Origin of the sequence: Cryobacterium sp. Y57, from assembly GCF_002929505.1 — a bacterium.
GTDB lineage: Bacteria > Actinomycetota > Actinomycetes > Actinomycetales > Microbacteriaceae > Cryobacterium.
This window is the reverse complement of record NZ_PJJL01000072.1, coordinates 310,033-329,417: the sequence shown is the minus strand read 5'-3', so window position 1 is coordinate 329,417 and position 19,385 is coordinate 310,033. Positions and strand designations below refer to the sequence as shown.

General features: G+C 65.1%; 18 protein-coding genes, 2 tRNA genes and 3 pseudogenes. 5 read left to right on the top strand and 18 right to left on the bottom strand.

From position 1 onward, the window contains the following. Positions 1-70: 70 nt before the first annotated feature. From CXY72_RS17195 to CXY72_RS19865, 7 genes are read right to left on the bottom strand one after another with little or no spacing between them, the layout of a single operon-like run. On the bottom strand, positions 71-1,264 hold the full coding sequence (locus CXY72_RS17195; RefSeq protein ID WP_104128868.1) for an aminotransferase class I/II-fold pyridoxal phosphate-dependent enzyme: 1,194 nt from the start codon (positions 1,262-1,264) through the stop codon (positions 71-73). Next, positions 1,261-1,959, bottom strand: coding sequence for a tyrosine-protein phosphatase (locus CXY72_RS17190; RefSeq protein ID WP_104128867.1), 699 nt, complete (start codon positions 1,957-1,959; stop codon positions 1,261-1,263). The genes CXY72_RS17195 and CXY72_RS17190 overlap by 4 nt, the downstream gene beginning before the upstream one ends. A gap of 13 nt (positions 1,960-1,972) precedes the next feature. After that, entirely contained in the window at positions 1,973-2,740 is a 768-nt protein-coding gene (locus CXY72_RS17185; protein ID WP_104128866.1) for an ABC transporter ATP-binding protein, read from the bottom strand. Continuing rightward, positions 2,737-3,537 carry an ABC transporter ATP-binding protein gene (locus CXY72_RS17180; RefSeq protein WP_104128865.1) on the bottom strand — a complete coding sequence of 267 codons (801 nt, stop codon included), beginning with the start codon at positions 3,535-3,537 and terminating at the stop codon, positions 2,737-2,739. Before CXY72_RS17180 ends, CXY72_RS17185 begins: the two co-directional genes overlap by 4 nt. Next, complete coding sequence (locus tag CXY72_RS17175) at positions 3,534-4,361, bottom strand: ABC transporter permease (protein ID WP_104128864.1); 828 nt, start codon at positions 4,359-4,361, stop codon at positions 3,534-3,536. The genes CXY72_RS17180 and CXY72_RS17175 overlap by 4 nt, the downstream gene beginning before the upstream one ends. After that, on the bottom strand, positions 4,358-5,377 hold the full coding sequence (locus CXY72_RS17170) for an ABC transporter permease (RefSeq protein ID WP_199184077.1): 1,020 nt from the start codon (positions 5,375-5,377) through the stop codon (positions 4,358-4,360). Before CXY72_RS17170 ends, CXY72_RS17175 begins: the two co-directional genes overlap by 4 nt. Positions 5,378-5,379: 2 nt before the next feature. Beyond that, a complete protein-coding gene (locus CXY72_RS19865; RefSeq protein WP_199184076.1) occupies positions 5,380-6,891 on the bottom strand; it encodes an ABC transporter substrate-binding protein in 1,512 nt (503 codons plus the stop codon). 116 nt (positions 6,892-7,007) lie between these two features. Here CXY72_RS19865 and CXY72_RS19350 point away from each other — a divergent pair, with 116 nt between their 5' ends. Further along, on the top strand, positions 7,008-7,784 hold the full coding sequence (locus CXY72_RS19350) for a GntR family transcriptional regulator (RefSeq protein WP_158252618.1): 777 nt from the start codon (positions 7,008-7,010) through the stop codon (positions 7,782-7,784). A 41-nt stretch (positions 7,785-7,825) separates the two neighbouring features. Here the strand turns inward: CXY72_RS19350 and CXY72_RS17150 are convergent, their stop codons facing one another. Both CXY72_RS17150 and CXY72_RS17145 read right to left on the bottom strand, forming a co-directional pair. Next, a complete protein-coding gene (locus CXY72_RS17150; protein ID WP_104128861.1) occupies positions 7,826-8,737 on the bottom strand; it encodes a metallophosphoesterase in 912 nt (303 codons plus the stop codon). Positions 8,738-9,239: 502 nt separating this feature from the next. After that, a pseudogene (locus tag CXY72_RS17145) lies at positions 9,240-9,464 on the bottom strand (DUF4913 domain-containing protein); the annotation flags it as partial. 114 nt (positions 9,465-9,578) lie between these two features. Between CXY72_RS17145 and CXY72_RS17135 the strand changes: the two are divergent. Together CXY72_RS17135 and CXY72_RS17130 are read left to right on the top strand one after the other, a co-directional pair. Next, positions 9,579-9,928 (top strand): annotated as a pseudogene (locus CXY72_RS17135) (transposase); the annotation flags it as partial. 98 nt (positions 9,929-10,026) lie between these two features. Continuing rightward, positions 10,027-10,227, top strand: a pseudogene (locus CXY72_RS17130) (tyrosine-type recombinase/integrase); the annotation flags it as partial. Between the two features lie 82 nt (positions 10,228-10,309). On the opposite strand, the gene CXY72_RS17125 reads toward CXY72_RS17130, so the two are convergent. The 5 genes from CXY72_RS17125 to serS form a co-directional block, all read right to left on the bottom strand. Then, positions 10,310-10,400: transfer RNA gene (locus tag CXY72_RS17125), tRNA-Ser, on the bottom strand. Positions 10,401-10,503: 103 nt separating this feature from the next. Further along, positions 10,504-11,817, bottom strand: coding sequence for an LCP family protein (locus CXY72_RS17120; RefSeq protein WP_104128857.1), 1,314 nt, complete (start codon positions 11,815-11,817; stop codon positions 10,504-10,506). Between the two features lie 85 nt (positions 11,818-11,902). After that, positions 11,903-11,987 (bottom strand) — tRNA-Ser (locus CXY72_RS17115). 120 nt (positions 11,988-12,107) lie between these two features. After that, positions 12,108-12,923 carry an HAD family hydrolase gene (locus CXY72_RS17110; protein WP_233197917.1) on the bottom strand — a complete coding sequence of 272 codons (816 nt, stop codon included), beginning with the start codon at positions 12,921-12,923 and terminating at the stop codon, positions 12,108-12,110. Next, positions 12,920-14,200, bottom strand: a complete 1,281-nt coding sequence (serS, locus tag CXY72_RS17105) for a serine--tRNA ligase (protein ID WP_104128856.1) — start codon at positions 14,198-14,200, stop codon at positions 12,920-12,922. Before serS ends, CXY72_RS17110 begins: the two co-directional genes overlap by 4 nt. Positions 14,201-14,263: 63 nt before the next feature. Here serS and CXY72_RS17100 point away from each other — a divergent pair, with 63 nt between their 5' ends. Beyond that, positions 14,264-15,247 (top strand): diacylglycerol kinase family protein, encoded by a 984-nt coding sequence (locus tag CXY72_RS17100; protein ID WP_104128855.1) that lies wholly within the window; start codon positions 14,264-14,266, stop codon positions 15,245-15,247. A gap of 18 nt (positions 15,248-15,265) precedes the next feature. Here the strand turns inward: CXY72_RS17100 and CXY72_RS17095 are convergent, their stop codons facing one another. Then, the gene (locus tag CXY72_RS17095; RefSeq protein ID WP_104128854.1) at positions 15,266-15,757 is read right to left on the bottom strand and encodes a hypothetical protein; all 492 of its coding nucleotides are present in this window, start codon (positions 15,755-15,757) and stop codon (positions 15,266-15,268) included. Continuing rightward, positions 15,754-16,710: a prephenate dehydratase gene (pheA, locus tag CXY72_RS17090; RefSeq protein ID WP_104128853.1), complete on the bottom strand. Its 957-nt coding sequence runs from the start codon at positions 16,708-16,710 to the stop codon at positions 15,754-15,756. Before pheA ends, CXY72_RS17095 begins: the two co-directional genes overlap by 4 nt. Before the next feature lie 35 nt (positions 16,711-16,745). Here pheA and pgm point away from each other — a divergent pair, with 35 nt between their 5' ends. Then, the gene (gene pgm / locus CXY72_RS17085; protein WP_104128852.1) at positions 16,746-18,362 is read left to right on the top strand and encodes a phosphoglucomutase (alpha-D-glucose-1,6-bisphosphate-dependent); all 1,617 of its coding nucleotides are present in this window, start codon (positions 16,746-16,748) and stop codon (positions 18,360-18,362) included. On the opposite strand, the gene CXY72_RS17080 is transcribed toward pgm, so the two are convergent. Together CXY72_RS17080 and CXY72_RS19670 are read right to left on the bottom strand one after the other, a co-directional pair. Then, positions 18,359-19,069, bottom strand: a complete 711-nt coding sequence (locus tag CXY72_RS17080; RefSeq protein WP_104128851.1) for an amidase domain-containing protein — start codon at positions 19,067-19,069, stop codon at positions 18,359-18,361. The two genes, pgm and CXY72_RS17080, sit on opposite strands and share 4 nt — an antisense overlap. A gap of 39 nt (positions 19,070-19,108) precedes the next feature. Then, on the bottom strand, positions 19,109-19,246 hold the full coding sequence (locus CXY72_RS19670) for a hypothetical protein (protein ID WP_158252616.1): 138 nt from the start codon (positions 19,244-19,246) through the stop codon (positions 19,109-19,111). Between the last annotated feature and the right edge of the window lie 139 nt (positions 19,247-19,385).

Sequence of the window (19,385 nt, the reverse complement as noted above, 5' to 3'; positions counted from 1 at the left end):
ACAGTGCTGGTCGTCGCCCCGCTGCTGCTGATCGCATTTCCCATCTTTCAGCGGCAGTTCGTTCAGAGCTTCATGCGCGCCAGCATCCGCTAAATGGCGGTTTGTGATGCGAGGTGCCCGGCGAAGTCGACGGCACCAGCGAAGCTCCACTGCTGTGCCGGGCCAGGAAGGGGGTTACACGCTGAAGCAGGTCGGCGACGACGGGAGTGGGGGTGGCGAGGGTGAGCCGGGCCCATCCGGAGGCGCCGAAGGTGGCGCCGTCGGCGGCGATCACCTGGGCGCGGCGGCGCAAATCGGGGGTGGTGATGCGGTCGGCGAGGCGCAGCCAGGCGAAGTAGCCGGCCGGCGGTGCACAAAGTCCGGCAGCCAGCAGCAGCGCGTCGGAGCGGCCGAGATAGTCGAGCAAGTCGCGGCGCCAAGGGTCGCCGAGGCGGTAGGCGGCGGTCGTGGCGACGGCGCCGAGAACGGGCACGCTGCTTTCAAGGCGCGGTAAGGCCCGCCGCCACTGGGCGCACTCCGCGGGGCTGGCAAAGATCAGCTGGGCGCACTTGAGACCAGACAGGTTGAAGGTCTTCGACGCGGACACGATCGTCGTCGAGTGAGCGGATGCCCCCGGCACGCTCGCATAGGCGTGCAGCGGTACCCGGGAAAGCGGCGCGTGCACTTCGTTTGAGAGCACCTGGGCCCCGTGCTGCCGCACGAGCTCGGCGAGCCCCGCCAACTCGACCGGTCCACTGATGGTTCCGGTGGGGTTCTGCGGCTGACAGAGCATCACCAGCCGGCCGCCGCCGCGCAGGGCCTGGCCAATGTCGGCCAGGTTCAGCCGCCCCACCGCAGTGAGCGGCACCTCGACCACCCGACGACCGGCGCGGCGGGCGGCGGCGGCGAGCGGTGCGTACGAGGGCGTGCTCACCACGACGGCGTCGCCGGGCCCGGTCTGCAGTTCGACCAGGCGCTGCACAGCGTCGACGACGTCGGGCACTACCGCGATGCGGTCGGGCTCGACCGCCCAAGACCGGTGCGCGGCCAGCCACTCACTGCACGCGCCGGCAACGGCGACCAGCTCGGCCGAAGTCACGTAGCCGTAGCGGTTCAGGGCGCGCACTCGGTCGAGAATCACCGGGGCGACTCCGAGGTCCATTTCGGCGAGACCGGCCGCGATCTCGCCGTCGTGCGCGTCGGCCCAGCGCCGGCTACCGCGTGCTCGAAGGTCACTGATGGTCAGCTGGTCGAGAGCCTCGGGATCAAAACCCGAGGGTGTCACGCGATGTACGCCCCGCGTAGGCGCGTGAGCTGCTGCGCGGTGAGGCCGTGGGTGAGCAGCAACTGTTCCACTCCGCCGTATTCCCGGTCTACGGCTGCGAGTAGTGTCGCCAGCAGCGTGGGCGGGGATGAGATGGCGCGGTGTGCGTCGGCGCCGGGCAGGTCGGCGGGATCGATGCCGCGGAACAGGTCGCGCAGGTAGTCCTCGCCGAGTACGTCCTGCGAGACGGCGTAGTGCGCGAGCACGGCGTGCCGGTCGACACCGAGGGCCTCCTGCACGAGGGCGACGACCACGCCGGTGCGGTCCTTGCCGGCGGTGCAGTGCACAAGCAACGGTACGTTGCTGTTGTCGGCGACCGCGCCGACTGCCGCCACCAGCGCAGGCGCGAACCGGTCGAGCATGATCTCGTAGAGCTGTTCGAGGGAGTCAAAGCGCAGCGTGCGCAGTTCACCCGCAAAGACTGGCATCGACAGGATGCGCGCCGCAGACCCTGTCCAGGGAGCGTGGGACCGCTCACCCTCATCGCGCAGGTCAATGATGACCTCGATACCGCGAATGGTGAGAAAATCTTGAATGTCGGTGAGTAGGCCCAAGGGAGCGGCAGAGCGCATCAGCATACCGGGGCGTAGTTCCCCGCTCGGGGTCTCGAGGGTTCCCGCGTCGCGGAAGTTGTGGAGGGGCTGGATCAGGGTCATGGGGTATCGACAATCACTGGGGGCGCTGCGGGAGAGTGGGAACGCTCGCGAGCAGTTCGCGGGTGTACGGATGTTGCGGGGAGGCGAGCAGGGCGGCCGTGGCGCCGGATTCGACGATCACGCCGCGGTGCATGACAGCGGATGTGTGGCAGAGGTTCTGCACGATACCGAGGTCGTGCGACACGAGCACGAGGGTGAGGCCTTCGTGTTCGGCGAGGCGTCGCAGCAGCCACAGCACCTGTGCCTGCACCGATACGTCGAGCGCGCTTACCGGTTCGTCGGCCACGAGCACTTCGGGGCGCGGCCCGAGTGCCCGGGCGATCGCCACACGCTGGCGCTGACCGCCGGAGAGTTCGTGCGGAAAACGGCGGGCGAAGGCTGGGTCTAGTTCGACGGCGGCGAGCAGTTCGGCGACCCGGGCTTGCACCGGTGTTCCGCGGTTCAGGATGCGGAGTGGTTCGGCGACGATATCGCCCACGCGCATGCGCGGGCTGAGCGACGCGAACGGATCCTGCAGCACGAGCTGCACTCGGCGTCGCAGGTCTCGGGCTGCAGAGCCGCGCAGACCGTGCACGGGAGCGCCGCGGTAGTGCACCGAACCGGAGGACGCCGGCAACAGTCCGAGCATGATGCGGCTCAGCGTTGTCTTGCCGCATCCTGATTCGCCGATGATCGCGAGGTGTCTACCGGCCTCGACTCTGAGCGACACAGGCCCGAGAGCATCACGGTCGGCTCCGCGGTAGCGCTTGCGCACGGCTTCGACGGCAAACAGGGTGTTCATGCAGTCTCCAAAACGAGGGGTCGGGTGTAACTGGTGGCATAGGCGGCGTCGACGAGCTCGCGCGTGTACGAGTGCGCCGGGCGGCGCAGGACGTCACCGGTCAGGCCCTGTTCGACCACAATGCCGCCGCGCAGCACGACGAGTCGATCGCAGGTGGTCGCTGCCACCGCAATGTCGTGCGTGACGAGCAGCAGTGCGGCGCCGGTCTCGGTAACTCGCCCACCGAGCAGCTCGAGGATGTGGGCTTGAACCGTCACGTCGAGGGCGGTGGTCGGCTCGTCGGCGAGCACGAGCGCCGGGGCGGCGGCGGTCGCCATCGCCACAACGACGCGCTGTCGCTGGCCTCCGGAGAGTTCGTGTGGGAATCGGCGCACAATGTGTTGCGGGTCGGGCAGGCCCACCCGTGCCGCGAGGTCGACGGCGAGTTCATGGCGTTGGTGCCGCGATATCCGCGCCCGAGCGCGAAGCGGGCTGGTGAGCTGGTCACCGATCCGGGCGAGGGGGTCGAGGGCGCTCTGCGGTTCCTGGAACACGCAGCCGAGCTGGCCCCCGCGCAAGGCCCGCATCCGTCGGTCGGTGGCGCCCAGAATTTGCTCACCAACCAGCCGAATGCTGCCGGTAGCCCGCGCGGTGTGGGGGAGAAGCCCGAGCGTGGCCATGCAGGTGAGCGACTTGCCGGACCCTGACTCGCCGAGTAGGCCGACGCGTTCGCCCCGACCCACGTCAAGGTTGACTGAATCGACGACGGTGCGCCCGCCGATGCGCACGGTTAGGTCACGAATTTCGAGAACGTTCATCGGTTGCTCCTTCTGGTTCGGGGATCAAGGGTGTCGCGTAGTCCGTCGCCGAGCAGATTGAACCCGAGCACAACGATCACGATGCAGAGGGCTGGCGCTAGCAGCACCTCGGGCCGAGTCATGATTTGGGGTTGCATCTCGGCGAGGGTGCGGCCCCACGACGGGGTGGGCGCCGGGGTGCCGAAGCCCAGGTAGCTGAGCCCGGCTTCGGCCAGAGCCGCGCCAGCGAGCACCTGCGTGAGGCGCACGATGATGGTGGACCCGGCGTTGGGTATGACGTGGTGGAGCATGATGCGCCCCGACGAGGCCCCGGCGGCCAGGGCGAGCAGGGAATAGTCGCTTGCGTGTGCTCGCCGCAACTCCGGCGCGACCGTGCGCGCCACGACAACGGATGCGCCAAGCCCGACCGCGATGGCCGCCGTCCAGGTCGATGATCCGAAGCTCGTGACCAGAATCACAGCGAGTATCAATGTGGGGAAGGCGATCATGATGTCTATAAAACGCTGCAGGAATGACGAGACTACTGAGGGGGTGAGTTCGATAAATGCGGCAAGTGGCAGCCCGAGGATCGCGGCGACGGTAGTTGCCAGCAGGGCTGAACCGAGGGTGACCTGCGCGCCCACGAGGAGGGCGCTGAAGGAATCGCGACCGAGAGCGTCTGTTCCGAGCAGGTGTGCCGCCGAGGGGGCGAGCCAGCTGGCGGTCGGATCGACTGCGAGGGGATCAGATGGTGTCCACACGAGGGAGAGGAGTGCAGCCGTCGCTACGACGGTCACGAGCACCGCGCCGATCAGGCCGCTTGGGTTACGCAATAGGGCGATCATTTCGAGCCTCGCAGTCGAGGGTCGATCAGGGTGTAGATGATGTTCAGCGCGATCGTGACGATCATGATGACGCTCGTGAGGGTGAGCAGGGTGCCCTGCACCGAGACGAGGTCGCGGTTGCCGACGTCTTTAAGCAGCATCTGCCCGATGCCGGGTAGGGAGAACACCTGCTCGATGAGAACCGAGCCCATGAGCAGGCCTGCAAGCTCGAGTCCAACAATCGCGACGAGGGGCAAGGCGGCGTTGCGTAATCCCTGCCGTATGAGTACGGCGGTATTCGACCAGCCTTGAGCTCGGGCGGTGCGTACCCACTCTTCCCCGACGATGTCGATCGTCGCCGACCGCACGAAACGCACCAGGCCGGCAGTGAGCGGGATCGCGAGTGTGATCGTGGGCAAGATCAGGGAGCGGAGGGCGTCGACCGGGTCGGCCCAGCGATCGGTCGGAAAACCCTGAACCGGCAGTACGCGCCACTGCACGGCCACGACCGATACGAGCGCCAGGCCCACGGCGAATACCGGCAGTGCCACACCGAATTGGGTGAGGGCGCCGATTGCTTGACCGTACCAGGTGCGGTGCCGGGCGCCGGCGATCATGCCGAGGGGCACGGCGATGAGCACGCTGATAACGAGTGCCGCAACGCAGAGCGGCACGGTCACCTGCAGTTTTTCGCCGATCTGCCCGGCGACGGAGCGACCGTCGAGCATCGACGTGCCGAGGTCACCGCGCACCGCACCGAAGACCCAGTCGAGGTACTGCACCGCCACGGGCCGGTCGAGCCCGAGGCGTTGCTCAAGCAGGGCGACCTGGGCGGCGGTGGCGTCGGCCCCGGCGAGGATCGCGGCCGCGTCACCGGGCAGGTAGTGGAGCGCGAGAAAGATGAGCAGGCTCGCGATGAGCAACGAGGTGACGAGCACGCCGACCTGTTGGCCGACGGCGCCTGCCAGGCGCTGCGCTCGCGGAAGTCCGGCGGGCGCAGCGTTGGTCGTCGCTACCGCGGTGAGCGGGGCGGCCACGGCTAGTTGACTGCAGTCATTCCGCTGACCGGGAACCGGTTGGCGATGCGGTCGACGGGGTAGCCGGAAACGTCGGTCGACGCGACGACCATCGTCTGGGGGGAGTAGAGCCATCCGCTGGCCGCATCCTCGGCGATGAGTTCGGCCAATTCAGCCATCTTCTCGTCGCGATCCTGCGTGCTGGCGGCGGACTTGGCGGCGGAGGCCAGCTGCTGGGCCTGGGCGTTGTCGTAGTTCCAGTAGTAAGCGGGGTTGCCGTAGTAGGTGAGGGTGGTGGGGTCCACGTGCAGCACCATGGTCAGGTCGTACTCCTTCTGCTTGTACGCGCGCTCGAGCCAGGTCGCGAACTCGACGGTGTCGATCGTGACGTTGATGCCGATTTCGCCAAGCTGGGCGGCGATGTACTCCGAGATCTTGATGTCGTAGGTGTTGGCGACGGTCAAGGTGAAGGCCAGCTCGCTCGGGTCGATATCGGTGAGCAGCTCGCGGGCGCCCTCTGGGTCGTAGGCGTTGATGTCGGTGAGGTCGGAATACCAGGGGTCGCTGGGCACGGCCATCGAGCCGACCTCGACGGCGTTGCCGCCGATGACCGTGATCAAGCCGGCCTTGTCAATGCCCATGTTGATGGCGCGGCGCACGTCGGCGTTGGCGAGCACGGGGTTGGCGTTGTTCATGCCGAGGGTCATCCAGCTGGTGGAGTCGCCCGCGGTGATATCGACCGCGTCGTCGCCCTCGAAGAAGGCCAGCGTCTCAGCGGATGCCGCCGTGAGCACGTCAATCTCGCCCGTGGACAGCGCGTTCATCGCTGTGGTCGCCTCGGCGATGTAGTGGAAGACGACGGTTTTGTTCATGGGCGCGTCGCCGCGGTACTCGTCGTTGCGTTCCAGTGTGATCGTGGAGCCCTTGTTCCACTGCGCGACCGTGTACGGGCCTGTTCCGTTGCTGGTATTGGCCCGGTCGGTGTCGTCGTCCGCGGGCACGATCATGCCGGCGGAGGTGACGGCCAGGGTATCGAGAAAGTAAGTGTCCCGGTCGCTGAGGGTGATCTCGACGGTGTCATCGTCGACGGCGCTGACGGTCTCGACCAGCATCATGCGCTTCGCGTCGGGATTTACCGACTCGGCCCCGCGGGCCGCGTCGAGAGACGCCACGATGTCGCCAACGACGACCGGGGAACCGTCGTGGAACGCTGCATCCGCCAGTTCGAAGGTGTAGGTGAGAGCGTCGTCCGAGACTGTCCAGTCCGTGGCCAGAGCCGGAATGTACTCGCCGTTGGCGTTCTTGGAGATGAGGCCCTCGTAGACGTTGCTGATGAGCAGCTGCTGCAGGGCCGCCCCCGAGGTGGATGTGATGTCGAGATTGGTGGGTTCGATTGTGAACTGAACGTCGATGGTCGCGTCGGAATTGGACTCGACGGCGGCCGGTGCCGCGTCGAGGTCCCCGGCGGTGGTCGAGCACCCGGTGACGATCAGGCCGGTGAGCGCGATGGCGGTGATCGAGGGGAAGCGGCGCATGGGATACCTTTCAAATGCACGCGTGTGGCGGAACACCCCGGAATGTCCAGGACATCTATACATGTAGACCTCCTATGCGAATGGCGGGTAGCCTCGAAGTGAACGAAAGGATTTTGATGCCCTCTCTCCTTGGCAACCAGCCTCTATATCGTCGAATTGCCTCCGAAATCTGGGAACGAATCCGCACGGGGGTGCTGCGTGCAGGCGAACAGATGCCGACCGAGACCGCGCTGAGCGAAGAGTTTTCGGTCAACCGGCTCACCGTGCGCCAAGCGATCGCCGAATTGCAGCGCGTCGGTGCCGTAGAAATTCGGCGGGGTATCGGCACGTTCGTTGCCCAACCACCTGACCTCATCGAGGTCGTTTCCACTCTCCCGGTGCGAGCTCAACAGAGCGACAGCACTCTCGACGCCTTGATCGCACGTGCGCCATCGGCCGTGTCCGGTGAGCCGTTGCGCACCGTGATTGAACAGGTTGAGTCATTCGGCCTCGCGAGCGGGGTTGCCGCCGCCGTTGCCGCCGAACACCTCGATACCGATGCCGGCGATATCTACCGTCTGGACACGGTCATGATCCGCGACGAGCGCCCCTGGATTCTCAATAGCTATTGGCTGCCCGCTGAATTCGCCGTCGCCGTCGACCACATGCCCGAGCACGGCCTCGTGGTGCTGGCTCTCACGGCGGGCCTCGGTTTGGACTTGCACTACCGCTGGCGTGCCTTCTCGGCGACCGCCGCGGACTTCGACGAAGCCGCCCGGTTGGAAGTGGCCGCCGGCAGCGCGTTGCTGGTGCGGGACGGCGTCACCGCTGTCGCCGACGGGCGGGCCGCCTTCTTCGTGCAACGACGGATGCGCGGGGACACCGCCAAGTTTGTGTTGCGCTACGCAGAGTGAGATGAAGGGTCAGGCTCTGGCCGTGCGGTGCTTGGCTTGCTTCAGCCGGCAGCGGCGATGATGCGCGCGACAGTCTCTGAATTGAAGTGAAAGACCCGGCGGCCGTCTCCCGCATCGCTCGCGTCCATGGCAGAGAAGGGAAGTATACGGGGGGTCCCGCCGTTTCTGGGCAGTCGGATGATGCTCGCTCCGCTGCCGGTAAAGGCGCTCTCGGTGCCGGCCTCGGCGAAGATGTCAGCGAGGTTGCACACTGCGGCGGAAATGACAACCGGAATACCGGCGAACTGATCCACCATCGGGTAGTGGTAGTGCCCGGCCAGGATCAGCCGCACGTCACCGCCGGTGAGGGCATCCCGCAGTGCCTCGGGATCGTGCAGCTGCAGAGCGCCAAGCAGTTCTGTTTCGGCCGCGACCGGCGGGTGGTGGAGTACGACCATGGAGCCGTTTGCTGACGGCTCAGCCAGTACACCGCGCAGCCAGAGTAGCTGAGCGGAATCGAGCGCTCCGTAGCCCTTGCCAGCGACGGTGCTGTTGAGTGTGATGACGCGAAGGCCGCTGACGTTGGACACCCCATACAGTCCGTTGGACGCCTCCCGGTCTGCAAACGCATCATGGCCGTCGCCGAGAACCTGCCCGAACCCCTCGGGGCGATCATGATTTCCCATCGCGTAGACAATGGCGGCACCGCGCTCGCCCGCCCACGGCTCGAGCTGGCTCTGCAACAAAGCGTAGGACTCGGCCGAGCCATCGTCGGAGAGGTCCCCGGAGCACGCGATCACGTCAACATGCCCGAGTGAGCCGGCCCGTCGCAGCACGCGCGCCAGAGCTGCGACGGTGTCAACACTCCCGTAGTGCAGACCTGCATCTTTTATGAGGTGAGTGTCGGTGAGGTGGAGGATAACGAACTCGGTGGACTCGTCGGCGGTACCGGTAGCGTCAGTGAAGGTATCCATGTGCGTTCATCCCGTCAAATATTGCCAAGTCGAGCCTGGTGCGTCCCATCCTATGGTGTCATCTAGACCTCTCGCTTTCTCCCGAAGCCTCGGCGGATATCGCATCGCCGCACGTCTCCCGAAACACTCCCCACCTCCTGCGGTGTCTGCGCCGCGGCGCGGGTGCCGCGCCGCCGGGCCGGCACGAAGATGCCGACTATGGCTAGAAACGCTTAGTTTGTCACGGCCACCGACACACGCCCGCCTGGGTCGATTCAACTTTTTCGTTGAAGCCGGCATCACATTTGATACGTGCCGTCGATTCCAGAGCTAAGGCGTTAAGGAACCACATCCCTTGGTGCAGAAGACTTGTTTACGCTGGTTATGGATCCACGCTGATCGCCGGTGAGTTTCGCATTTTCTACGCTGTCGTCGTCGGAGGTATCGCTCCGGCAGTGGGCCGCTGAAGGCGCAAGGGGAAGGGGCCGCACAATTCGTGCGGCCCCTTCCCTGCGTACGTAGCTCAGTTTTCTCGCATGTCGGGGAAGAGTCCTTCTGGTGGTGGCGTGTTGGGCAGGGGTTCGCCGGGCCGGTTTGTGTCTTCTGATTTTGCGAAGGGTCCTTCTGTGCTGAGGAGGATTGGCATGTGGTGGTCGGCGTGTTCGATCCACCAGGTGCTTGATCCGGTGGCGCCGTCGAGTCTGAGGTGTTCCCATTCTCGCCAGACGGCGTCGATGCGGGCGAGAGCTTCGGGGTGGTTCTACCAGTTCGCTGCCCAGCGGAAGAGGGTGTCAGATGCTTTGTGTAAGGGGTTGCGGATCTACTCGAAGGAGTGACACTGATGGTCATGACGAATCGAAACATGTTGCGCAAGGCACCGCGGTCCCGGGCGCAGTTGGCGGCGGCGAAAGCGATCGATGAGCTCCGTGATGGCGGCGCCTTGGATTCGCTGTTCTCGAAGATCGATGCGGGTGAGCTGCAACTCACGGGTGAGGGCGGGTTCGTGCCCGGCCTCATCAAGGCGGCCCTCGAGCGCGGCTTGCAGGTGGAGCTGACCGAGCACCTCGGCTTGAGAAGGGCGACCCGGAAGTACGGTTCTATCCGAACTCCCGCAATGGCTCCACGCCCAAGCTGGTCGACGCTGAGGTCGGCGAGCTGGATTTAGACATCCCCAGGGACCGGGGCGGGAACTTCATCCCACGCCTGGTGCCGGCAACGACACTCGTCTTCGCCGACCGATTCGGAAACCACCTCAAATGCACCCAGGTAAGCCTGGCACGCGGAGTTGGTTTCTGACGGCACTTACGGCTGCAGGCCTGCCACGGCCGACAATTCACGACCTTCGCCACACGGCCGCAAGTCTCGCTGTGAGCGTCGGCGCAAACGCCAAAGCGGTGCAACGGATGCTCGGTCATGCCTCCGCAGCGATGACCCTCGACACCTACGCGGACCTCTTCGATGACGACCTGGACGCCGTTGTAGACCGTTTGAATCAGGCCGCTATTTTTTGAAATGTTGCCAAACAGAATTTTCGGGCAAAGGAAAACCCCTGACTCCCAGGGTTTATATGGGATTCAGGGGTTCAAAGCGCTGCGGAGACGGTGGGATTTGAACCCACGGTACCCCGTAAAGGGTACTCCACCTTAGCAGGGTGGTGCACTAAGCCGAACTATGCGACGTCTCCTTGGCATCTGCTTGCGCAAACACACTCCATCATCTTAGCCGTACCACGGGTATCCACTCTCACCATGACAACCGTGGTCAGAAAAACGGATGCCCGCGCCCGGCTACTGATTCTCGAGCGTACGTCCCTTGGTGCAGGTGTATTCGTCGGCGGTCTGGCCGGTCACCGACTCCGATAGGACGACTCCGGGGGCTTCCGTGGCCACCGGCGCATCGGTCGCGGCTGGAACTTCGGTCGCGGTGGGGTCTGTGGTCGCAGCCGGGACGGGAGCAGCTTCGACGGGAGCAGCTTCGACGGGAGCAGCTTCGACGGGAGCATTGGGGTCGGCGACGGTGCCGCGGCCGGTGGTTCCGCTCAGCGCGAGGGGTTGATCGGCAGCAACGGCCTCGAAGAGGTTGTCGAAGGCCGGCTGAACGGCCTTGACCCCTCCGGTCGTGCTGCCGGTCGGCACCTGCGCGAAGACGACCTGGTCGAGGTCGATGTCTTTCAGTGCCACGGCGATCGACGCGAGGGTCGTCACGCTGTTGAGACTGTCGGAAAGCCGCATGTTGCCTGTCACTGCCTTGGCCAAGGCGTACACCTTGGCCGGGTCCGAGAGTGTGTCAGCGCTCTTAATCGTGCGCACCAGCGAGGACATGAACAACTGCTGGTTGTTGATGCGGGTCAAGTCGCCGCCGTCGCCGACGCCGTGACGGGTGCGCAGAAACTGGAGTGCGTCGTAGCCGGCGAGCACGTGCTCGCCGGCGTCGAGGAACGTTCCCGTATATTCGTCTTCGATCCGGCTGGCCACGCAGACCGGCACGCCACCGACGGCGGAGGACATGGACATGACTCCGCTGAACTGCACCTCGGCGGCGAACGGGATGGAGAGGCCGGTGAGCTTTTCAACGGTCAGCACCGTGCAGGCGAGCCCGCCGTAGGTGAGCGTGGTGTTGATCTTCTGGCTGCTCATGGCCCTGAACGAGCCGCCCTCGGGGTCGGGGCAGGAGGGGATGGAGACGAACATGTCACGGGGAAAGCTGATGACCGACGCGTTGCTGTGATCTTCGGAAATGTGCAGCAGCATCGTGACGTCGTTGAGGTCGCCGGTGGAGTCTTTCGGACCGAAGGCTGCATCCTGCCCGACTCGGCTGTCACTGCCAACGATGAGCATGTTCACGCCGCCGTCGATGGCTCCGATCGATGGGACCGGACCGTTGGTCTCATTGGCAAGGTGCACGCTCGGCTGCACGCTCGCTGCGACGTCATAGGTTGCGATCGCGCCGACCGAGAAACCGCTGACCAGGACGACGGCCAGGCTGCCGGCAAGAAACTTCGCGACCGTGACGGCAGCATTCGACTTCTTCAGGCGGCCATGACGCGCAACGGTTTTGAGGTTCTGTGAACCGTTCGTGCGGGGGCGAAGTTGGTCGCTCACTCATGTCCTCTCATCGGGCTGCTGGCCGGACCGGCCTGAAGCGACAGTCGCTGTACGCCGGTGGTTGTGCATTTCACAGGTGCTGCGGAGGGCGTGGGATTCGAACCCACGAGACATTTCTGCCCACCAGTTTTCAAGACTGGCTCCATCGGCCGCTCGGACAGCCCTCCCGGTTGCCCGTGTCCCCACGCAAAATGCAACGCAGAAACAATTGGGCGAACTGGCCCGATTCTAGCCGATGGCAGACTGCTCAGGCTGACAGAGCCGGCTGAAAAACGGCTGGATACCCGTCAGAGCGTGCGCAACACCGTGGCGAGGCCATCGATGGCCACGTTGCCGGTGACCTCTGATCCGGCGGCAAGAACGTCATCGGGTGACTCCCCCATGGCTACACCGCGACCGAATTCACCGGCCCATTGCAGCATGTCGATGTCGTTACGACCATCTCCGACGGCCATCACCCGGTCCCGGGGGACACCAATAGACACCCGCACTCGCTCCATCGCCGTGGACTTATTGACACCGTCGGGGGCGATATCGAGCCAGGCAGTCCACCCGATGGCGTAGCTGACCCGGTTCAGTCCCATGCGCTCGACCACCTGGAGAAAATCCTCCATGTCGTGGTCGGGGGAAATGACGACCACGCGGGTTGCCTGGTGCTTCAGAAGCTCGTCGAAATCGACCCGTTCGCTGTCCATACCGATAGTGGCATCGGGAATCGGCTCGGTATAGCGGTAGAAGCCGTGCTCGTCTTCGACGGCGAACCGCGCCGACCCGAGGTGCGCGCGAATCGATATGAGCACGTCGCTGGGGTCGAAGGTTTCAACCCATTCACGGCGGTAGCCCATGGGCGCTGCGGCGTCGCGGTGCATGGTGATGGCGCCGTTGGAACAGACCACATAGCGCGGTGAGATGCCGAGTCGATCGAGCACCGGCAGGGCTGCTGCGGCGGAACGCCCGGTGGCCAGCATGACCTCGTGTCCAGCGGCGGTGAGCCGGGCGACCTCGTCGATCACGGCCTGGCTGATCGAGCCGTCTTCGTGCATCGTGGTCCCGTCGATGTCGAGGGCGACGAGCCACCGCTCGGCCATGGATACCACGGTCACTTCGTTCCCTTCACGGGCAGCGGCGTGAGTACCTCGAGGCCACCGAGGTAGGGCTGCAGCGCGACCGGAACGAGCACCGAACCATCCGCTTGCTGGTGCGTTTCGAGCATGGCCACGAGCCAGCGAGTGGTCGCCAGCGTACCGTTCAGGGTGGCGACCGGCGTGGTCTTGCCCGATTCGGTTCGATAGCGGATGTCCAACCGGCGCGCCTGGTAGGTGGTGCAGTTGCTCGTGCTGGTGAGCTCACGGTATGCATTCTGGGTGGGCACCCAAGCCTCGATGTCGAACTTGCGAGCGGCGCTCGAGCCGAGGTCACCGGCAGCGACGTCGATAACCCGGTAGCTGAGGCCGAGCGACTGCAGCATGCCCTCCTGCAGGGCGACGAGGCGATCATGCTCGGCCTCGGCGTTCTCGGGCAGTACGTAGGTGAACATTTCGAGCTTGTTGAACTGGTGCACGCGAATGATGCCACGGGTGTCTTTTCCGCCCGAGCCGGCCTCACGGCGGTAGCAGGTGGACCAGCCGGCGTACCGTAAGGGCTCTTCGGAGAGGTCGAGGATCTCGTCTTTGTGGTACCCGGCGAGCGCGACCTCGCTCGTGCCGGTGAGGTAGAGGTCGTCGGCCGGCAGGTAGTAGACCTCGTCATTGTGTTCGCCGAGAAAGCCGGTGCCGTCCATGATCTCGGGTCGCACCAGGGTAGGGGTGATGAGCGGCACGAAGCCGGCTTCCAGCGCTCGGTCGAGCGCCATGTTCATGAGGGCGATCTCGAGCCGGGCGCCGATGCCCTTCAAGAAGTAGAAACGGGTTCCGGAGACCTTGGCGCCACGGGCCATGTCGATGGCCCCGAGCAGTTCGCCGAGCTCAAGGTGGTCGCGCGGCTCGAAGTCGAAAATCGGGGCCTCACCGTGGGTGCGCAGGGTCGCGAAGTTTTCTTCGGCGCCCACCGGTACGCCGTCGATGATCGGGTTTGCGATGGTCTTGACGACCGCGGTGAAGCGGGCGTCGGCCTCGCCGGCGATGACTCCAGCAGCCTTCACCTCGGCGGCAAGGCTTTGCGCTTCGGAAACGAGGGCCTTTTTCTCAGCGCCAGGCGCCGCAGCGACCCGCTTGCCGAACAGGTTTTGCGCGGCGCGCAGGTCTTCGAACGCCGTGATCGTCGACCGCCGTTCCGCGTCGGCAGCAAGCGCGGCATCGACCGCTTCAACGGAGTCGCCACGGGCCTCCTGCGAACGCTTGAAGAGGTCAGGGTTTTCGCGTAACAGCACCGGATCAATCACCCGGCCAGTCTACAAGCGACGACCGTTGGGCAATCGCGAGGCCAACCCAGTAGCCTAGGCCTCGTGAGCGCCTCCGAAAACCTCGCCCAGCATGCTGCCGTCGTCTACAACCCCGTCAAGGTCGACCTCGCCAAATTGCGGGCGAGCGTGGCCGAAGCGGAGCAGTCCGCCGGATGGGGTCCGACGCAATGGTTTGAAACAACTGTCGACGATGTCGGCCAGGCAGCGACCAAACGAGCCCTCGATACCGGCGCCGCTATGGTGCTCTCGGCCGGCGGTGACGGCACGGTACGGGCCGTCGCCGAGGCACTGCGAGAGTCCGGCGTGCGCATGGCCATCGTGCCATCGGGTACCGGCAATTTGCTCGCCCGCAATCTGCTGCTCCCGCTCGGCAGCATCGACGCCGCCACGTCGATCGCGTTCAGCGGTGTCGACAAGCCCATCGACCTCGGCGTCGCTATCGTGACCACCGATGACGGCGCCGTGGAAGAGCACATTTTTCTGGTCATGGCCGGGCTCGGGCTCGACGCGCAGATGATCGCCCACACACGCGACGACCTCAAGAAGCAGATGGGCTGGCTCGCCTACGTCGACGGGGTAGCGCGGGCACTGCCGAAAGCGCGGCCCTTTCGCATCCGCTACAGCGTTGCTGGGCGCACAGACCGGCCGGCGCAGGTGAGCGCCATTCTCGTTGCCAACTGCGGGCTACTGCCGGGCAACCTGCAGTTTCTGCCCGATGCGCGCCTCGACGACGGCATTTTGGACATTGCCGTGCTGCAGCCCAAGGGCATGCTCGGCTGGCTGACCATCTGGCGGCGGGTGACCTGGGAGAACGGGGTGCTGCGCCGCTCAGCGGTGGGGCGACGCATGATTGCGGCGACGGAGTCGTCAAATGAGCGGGTGATGACGACCCTGCGCGGGCCCGACATTCGTATCGCGCTCGAGCACGCGCAGGATTTCGAACTCGACGGCGATGAGTTCGGTCTGGTGCAGAAGGTGCGCCTGCACGCCGATGCCGGCGCGCTCATCGTGCGCGTGCCGGCCTGAGTCAGATAGCTGACCTGACTAGGGGCGCGGCGATCGAAAACGCCACCGCAGGGCGTGGACGAACAGCAGGCCCACAACGGTGAGCAGACCGGTGGAGATCATCGGGGATATGAGGCTGTAGATCAACTGCTGCATCACCATCTCGATCGGCACCTCCGCGTTCGAGGATCCCGAGAAGCCGGAGCTGAAATAGGTGGTCGTGATCGTGCGCACCTGCAGGATCAGCCCACCGATAAGGAGGGCTGGCCCAATAATCCACAGGGCAATGATGAACGGATTACGCGGCTCGAAATGGTCGAGGGGCTCGTCGTCGTCAGCTGCACCGTCTGCAGGCACAGGGTTCTCGCCCGAGTTGCGCCCGTCTGTTTCGACGGATGCTTCCGGCTGGTTGGAAGGGGTGGGCGCGAACAGCTCGGTCATCGCCGCGCTCGTGGAATCCGCCGAGTCGCCGGGCTTATAGCCGCGCTGATAGCGGGCATCGTGCTCCGGGTCAAAGCGCGGCTCGGTCATTGGGCGGGCTCCCCCGCGATCAGCCCGCGCAACCAGTCGCGGGCCTCGATGAAGATGCCGTCGTCGTAGCGGGAGGTGAACTCGATCTTGCGCTGGTCTGCCCGCGGATAGGACCCAAGAAAGATCACCTTGGGGCTGAAACGGCGCAGTCCGAGCAGTGCATCAGCGACGCGCTCATCAAGAATATGGCCGTCGGCATCGACCACGAAGCGGTACCGGCCGAGGGAATCCCCGATCGGCCGGGACTGGATGAGACTGAGGTTCACGCCGCGGGTGGCGAACTGCTCGAGCATGTCGAGCAACGCGCCGGAGCGGTCGCTCGGCAGCTCGATGATGAGGCTGGTCTTGTCGGCTCCGGTCGGCGCGGTGAGCTCGGCGGTGCGGGCGACAAGCACGAACCGGGTCACCGCGTTGGGGTTGTCACCGATTTCTGACGCCAGGACAACGACGTCGTGGTGCTTGTCGATGCCGGGCGGGGCGATCGCGGCATCCGCTTGCGTGTTGTCCAGGAGGGACGACGCGGCGGCGACGTTGCTCGACGCAGGGATGTGCTCATGGCTCGGCAGGGTGCGTTCGAGCCAATTGCGGCATTGCCCGTAGGCGACCGGATGCGCATTGATGACGCGCACGTCGTTCAACGTTGTGCCGGGGCGGGCGACCAGCACGAAGTTCACGGGCACCAGGTATTCGCCGATTATACGCAGGTTCGGCACGCTCGCAAGGGCATCCTGCGTGGCCGTGACTCCGCCGTCGACCGAGTTCTCGATGGCGATCATTGCCGCCAGGCTGCGACCACTCACGACATCGGCAAAGGCCTCACCGACGTTGTTGACCGGACGCCAGATCTGGCCGCGAGCGCCCGGTACCTGGGCGAGGGCCGCTTCGGTAAAGGTGCCGGCCGGGCCCAGATAGCTGTAAGTCTGGGCTTGGAGCGGATTCGGCGAGTCGGGCATGGCTGACAGCCTACCGGGGGTGCCAGACTGTGCTCATGAGCCAACGAGCAGGAACCCGCGCCCTGGAATCTGATCTGATCGACGTTGATGGGCTGGTCAAGGCCTATTACGATCTGAAACCGGATGTCACGGTGCCGGCCCAACGGGTGGCCTTCGGCACGTCCGGGCACCGTGGCAGCTCACTGAACACCGCGTTCAACGAGGATCACATCAGTGCCACGACGCAGGCGATCGTGGAATATCGCGCCGGCCAGGGCATCACCGGCCCGCTCTTCATCGGCACCGACCCGCACGCCCTGAGCGGCCCGGCCTACACGACCGCCCTCGAAGTGCTCGTCGCCAACGGCGTGCGCGTGCTCGTGGACGAGTTCGACGACTACGTGCCCACTCCCTCCCTGTCGCACGCTATTTTGGCCTACAACCGCGCCGAGCACGGCGACCTGGCCGACGGCATCGTCGTCACCCCGAGCCATAACCCACCAATGGACGGCGGCTTCAAGTACAACCCGCCGCACGGCGGTCCGGCCGACAGCGATGCCACCTCGTGGATCGCTAACCGGGCCAACGACCTCATCGCTCATGGTCTTGATGGCGTACTGATGAGCGAACCCAGCGCCCTGGAAACCTACGACTTTCGCGGCAACTACGTGAACGACCTCGAGAACATCATCGACATGCAGGCCATCCGCACCAGCGGAATCCGTATCGGGGCCGACCCGCTCGGCGGCGCGAGCGTGGGCTATTGGGGCGCCATCCGTGACCGCTATGAGATCGACTTGGTCGTGGTCAACCCGAAAGTCGACCCGACCTGGCGCTTCATGACCCTGGATTGGGACGAGAAGATCCGGATGGATCCCTCGAGTGCGTCGGTGATGGCATCCGTTGTCGCCCACAAGGATGAGTACGACATTCTCACCGGCAACGACGCTGACGCCGACCGGCACGGCATCGTGACGCCCGACGGTGGCCTGATGAACCCGAACCACTTTCTGGCCGTCGCCATCGACTACCTGTACAGCCACCGCGAAGGCTGGAAGCCCGACGCCGCGGTCGGTAAGACCCTCGTCTCGTCGACGATGATCGACCGGGTGACCGGCTTTCTCGGCCGCGACCTGTGGGAGGTGCCCGTTGGTTTCAAATGGTTCGTCCCCGGCCTCATCGACGGTTCCGTCGCCTTCGGCGGCGAAGAGAGCGCCGGAGCGAGTTTCGTGCGCTTCGACGGCACCGTCTGGACCACCGATAAGGACGGCATTCTGCTAGCCCTGCTCGCCTCTGAGATTCTCGCGGTGACCGGCAAGACCCCAAGCCAGCGCTACGCGGAACTGACCGAGCACTTCGGCGCGCCCTCGTATGCCCGAGTGGATGCCGCGGCCACGCCCGCCCAGAAGGCCGCCCTGGCCAAGCTCGACGGCTCGATGATCACGGCCACCGAGCTCGCCGGCGAGAAGATCACCGGCGCGTTCAGTGTCACCCCGGGCAACGGCGCTGCCATCGGCGGCGTCAAGGTGACGACCGAGAACGCCTGGTTCGCAGCCCGGCCGAGCGGCACCGAAGACGTCTATAAGATCTACGCCGAGTCCTTCCTCGGCCCGGAGCACCTGGCCATGGTGCAGGCCGAGGCCAAAGCCATAGTCGACGACGCGATCGCCTAGGGAACACTCCAGTAGTACGCAGTGCCGCCCGGGTGATCCACGGTGATCGCCGTGTCGACCGAGCGGTAGTCGGAATCTAAGGTGTGCCCGGCAAAGAAGATCGAAACCGTGTCGCCGACCTTCTCGACCTTGGTGACGATCCCGGTGTGGTCGCGGTCGCCGGTGTTGTCCCAGTCGAATTGCGCGATATCGCCGACCTTGACCTGGTCGCGCTGCTGATCGGTCAGGGCTACGGCCTTGCCGGTCGCCGCGATGTACTTCATGAAGGCGGTTGAGCTGCGCCAGGCCGCTGTGGAGTCGTACGCGTTGCCGTTCTTCGGACTCGACCAGACAGCGTCCATGGTCCAGCCGCGGGCGATCATGGCCTGGCTGGCGAAGTTGACGCAGTCATTCTCGCCGAGCACTCCCCACTCTGCGGAGTTGTAGTTTTCGAGCTTCCAGTGCGTGAGAAGGTAGTCCAGCTGGGCCGTTACGGCGGCGCCTACAGCCGGTGTTGCCGCGACCGGCGCCGCAACAGCAGACTCGGTGGGGGTGGGGCGAGCCGGTTGTTTTGTTGCGACGGGAGAGGCGGCATCCGTTGTCGGCGCGGTCTGCGCAGAGTCCGCGGAACCCTCAAGGGCCTGCACGACGAGCGCCGTCGCGCCGACGGCAAGCACGGCTCCGACGGCCGCCGTGAGGCCGAGTAGCTGCCACCGGGTTAGCTGCACTGTGCACTCACTTCGATTTTTTTGGGAATGGTGGACTGCCTAAGCATTGAAGGCGGCAGTCAGATAGAGCCCGATCGCCGCGAGGGCGACGATCACTCCGACGATGATGACGCCGATCAAAAACCGGCGGCGGAGACGCCGTTGGTCGGCCTCCGTGGGTTCGTTGTTCTGCAGCATGATTCGAGCTTAGCTGCGCCGCTTATCAGAGTTCTGGACGCCGCGTGCACAACTGCGGAGATATATGGCAAGAATTCCAGTTCCACCCGAGTGCAGGCCCGTTTCGACCGAATGTTCGCACCGAGGTACGCGGGCTTGG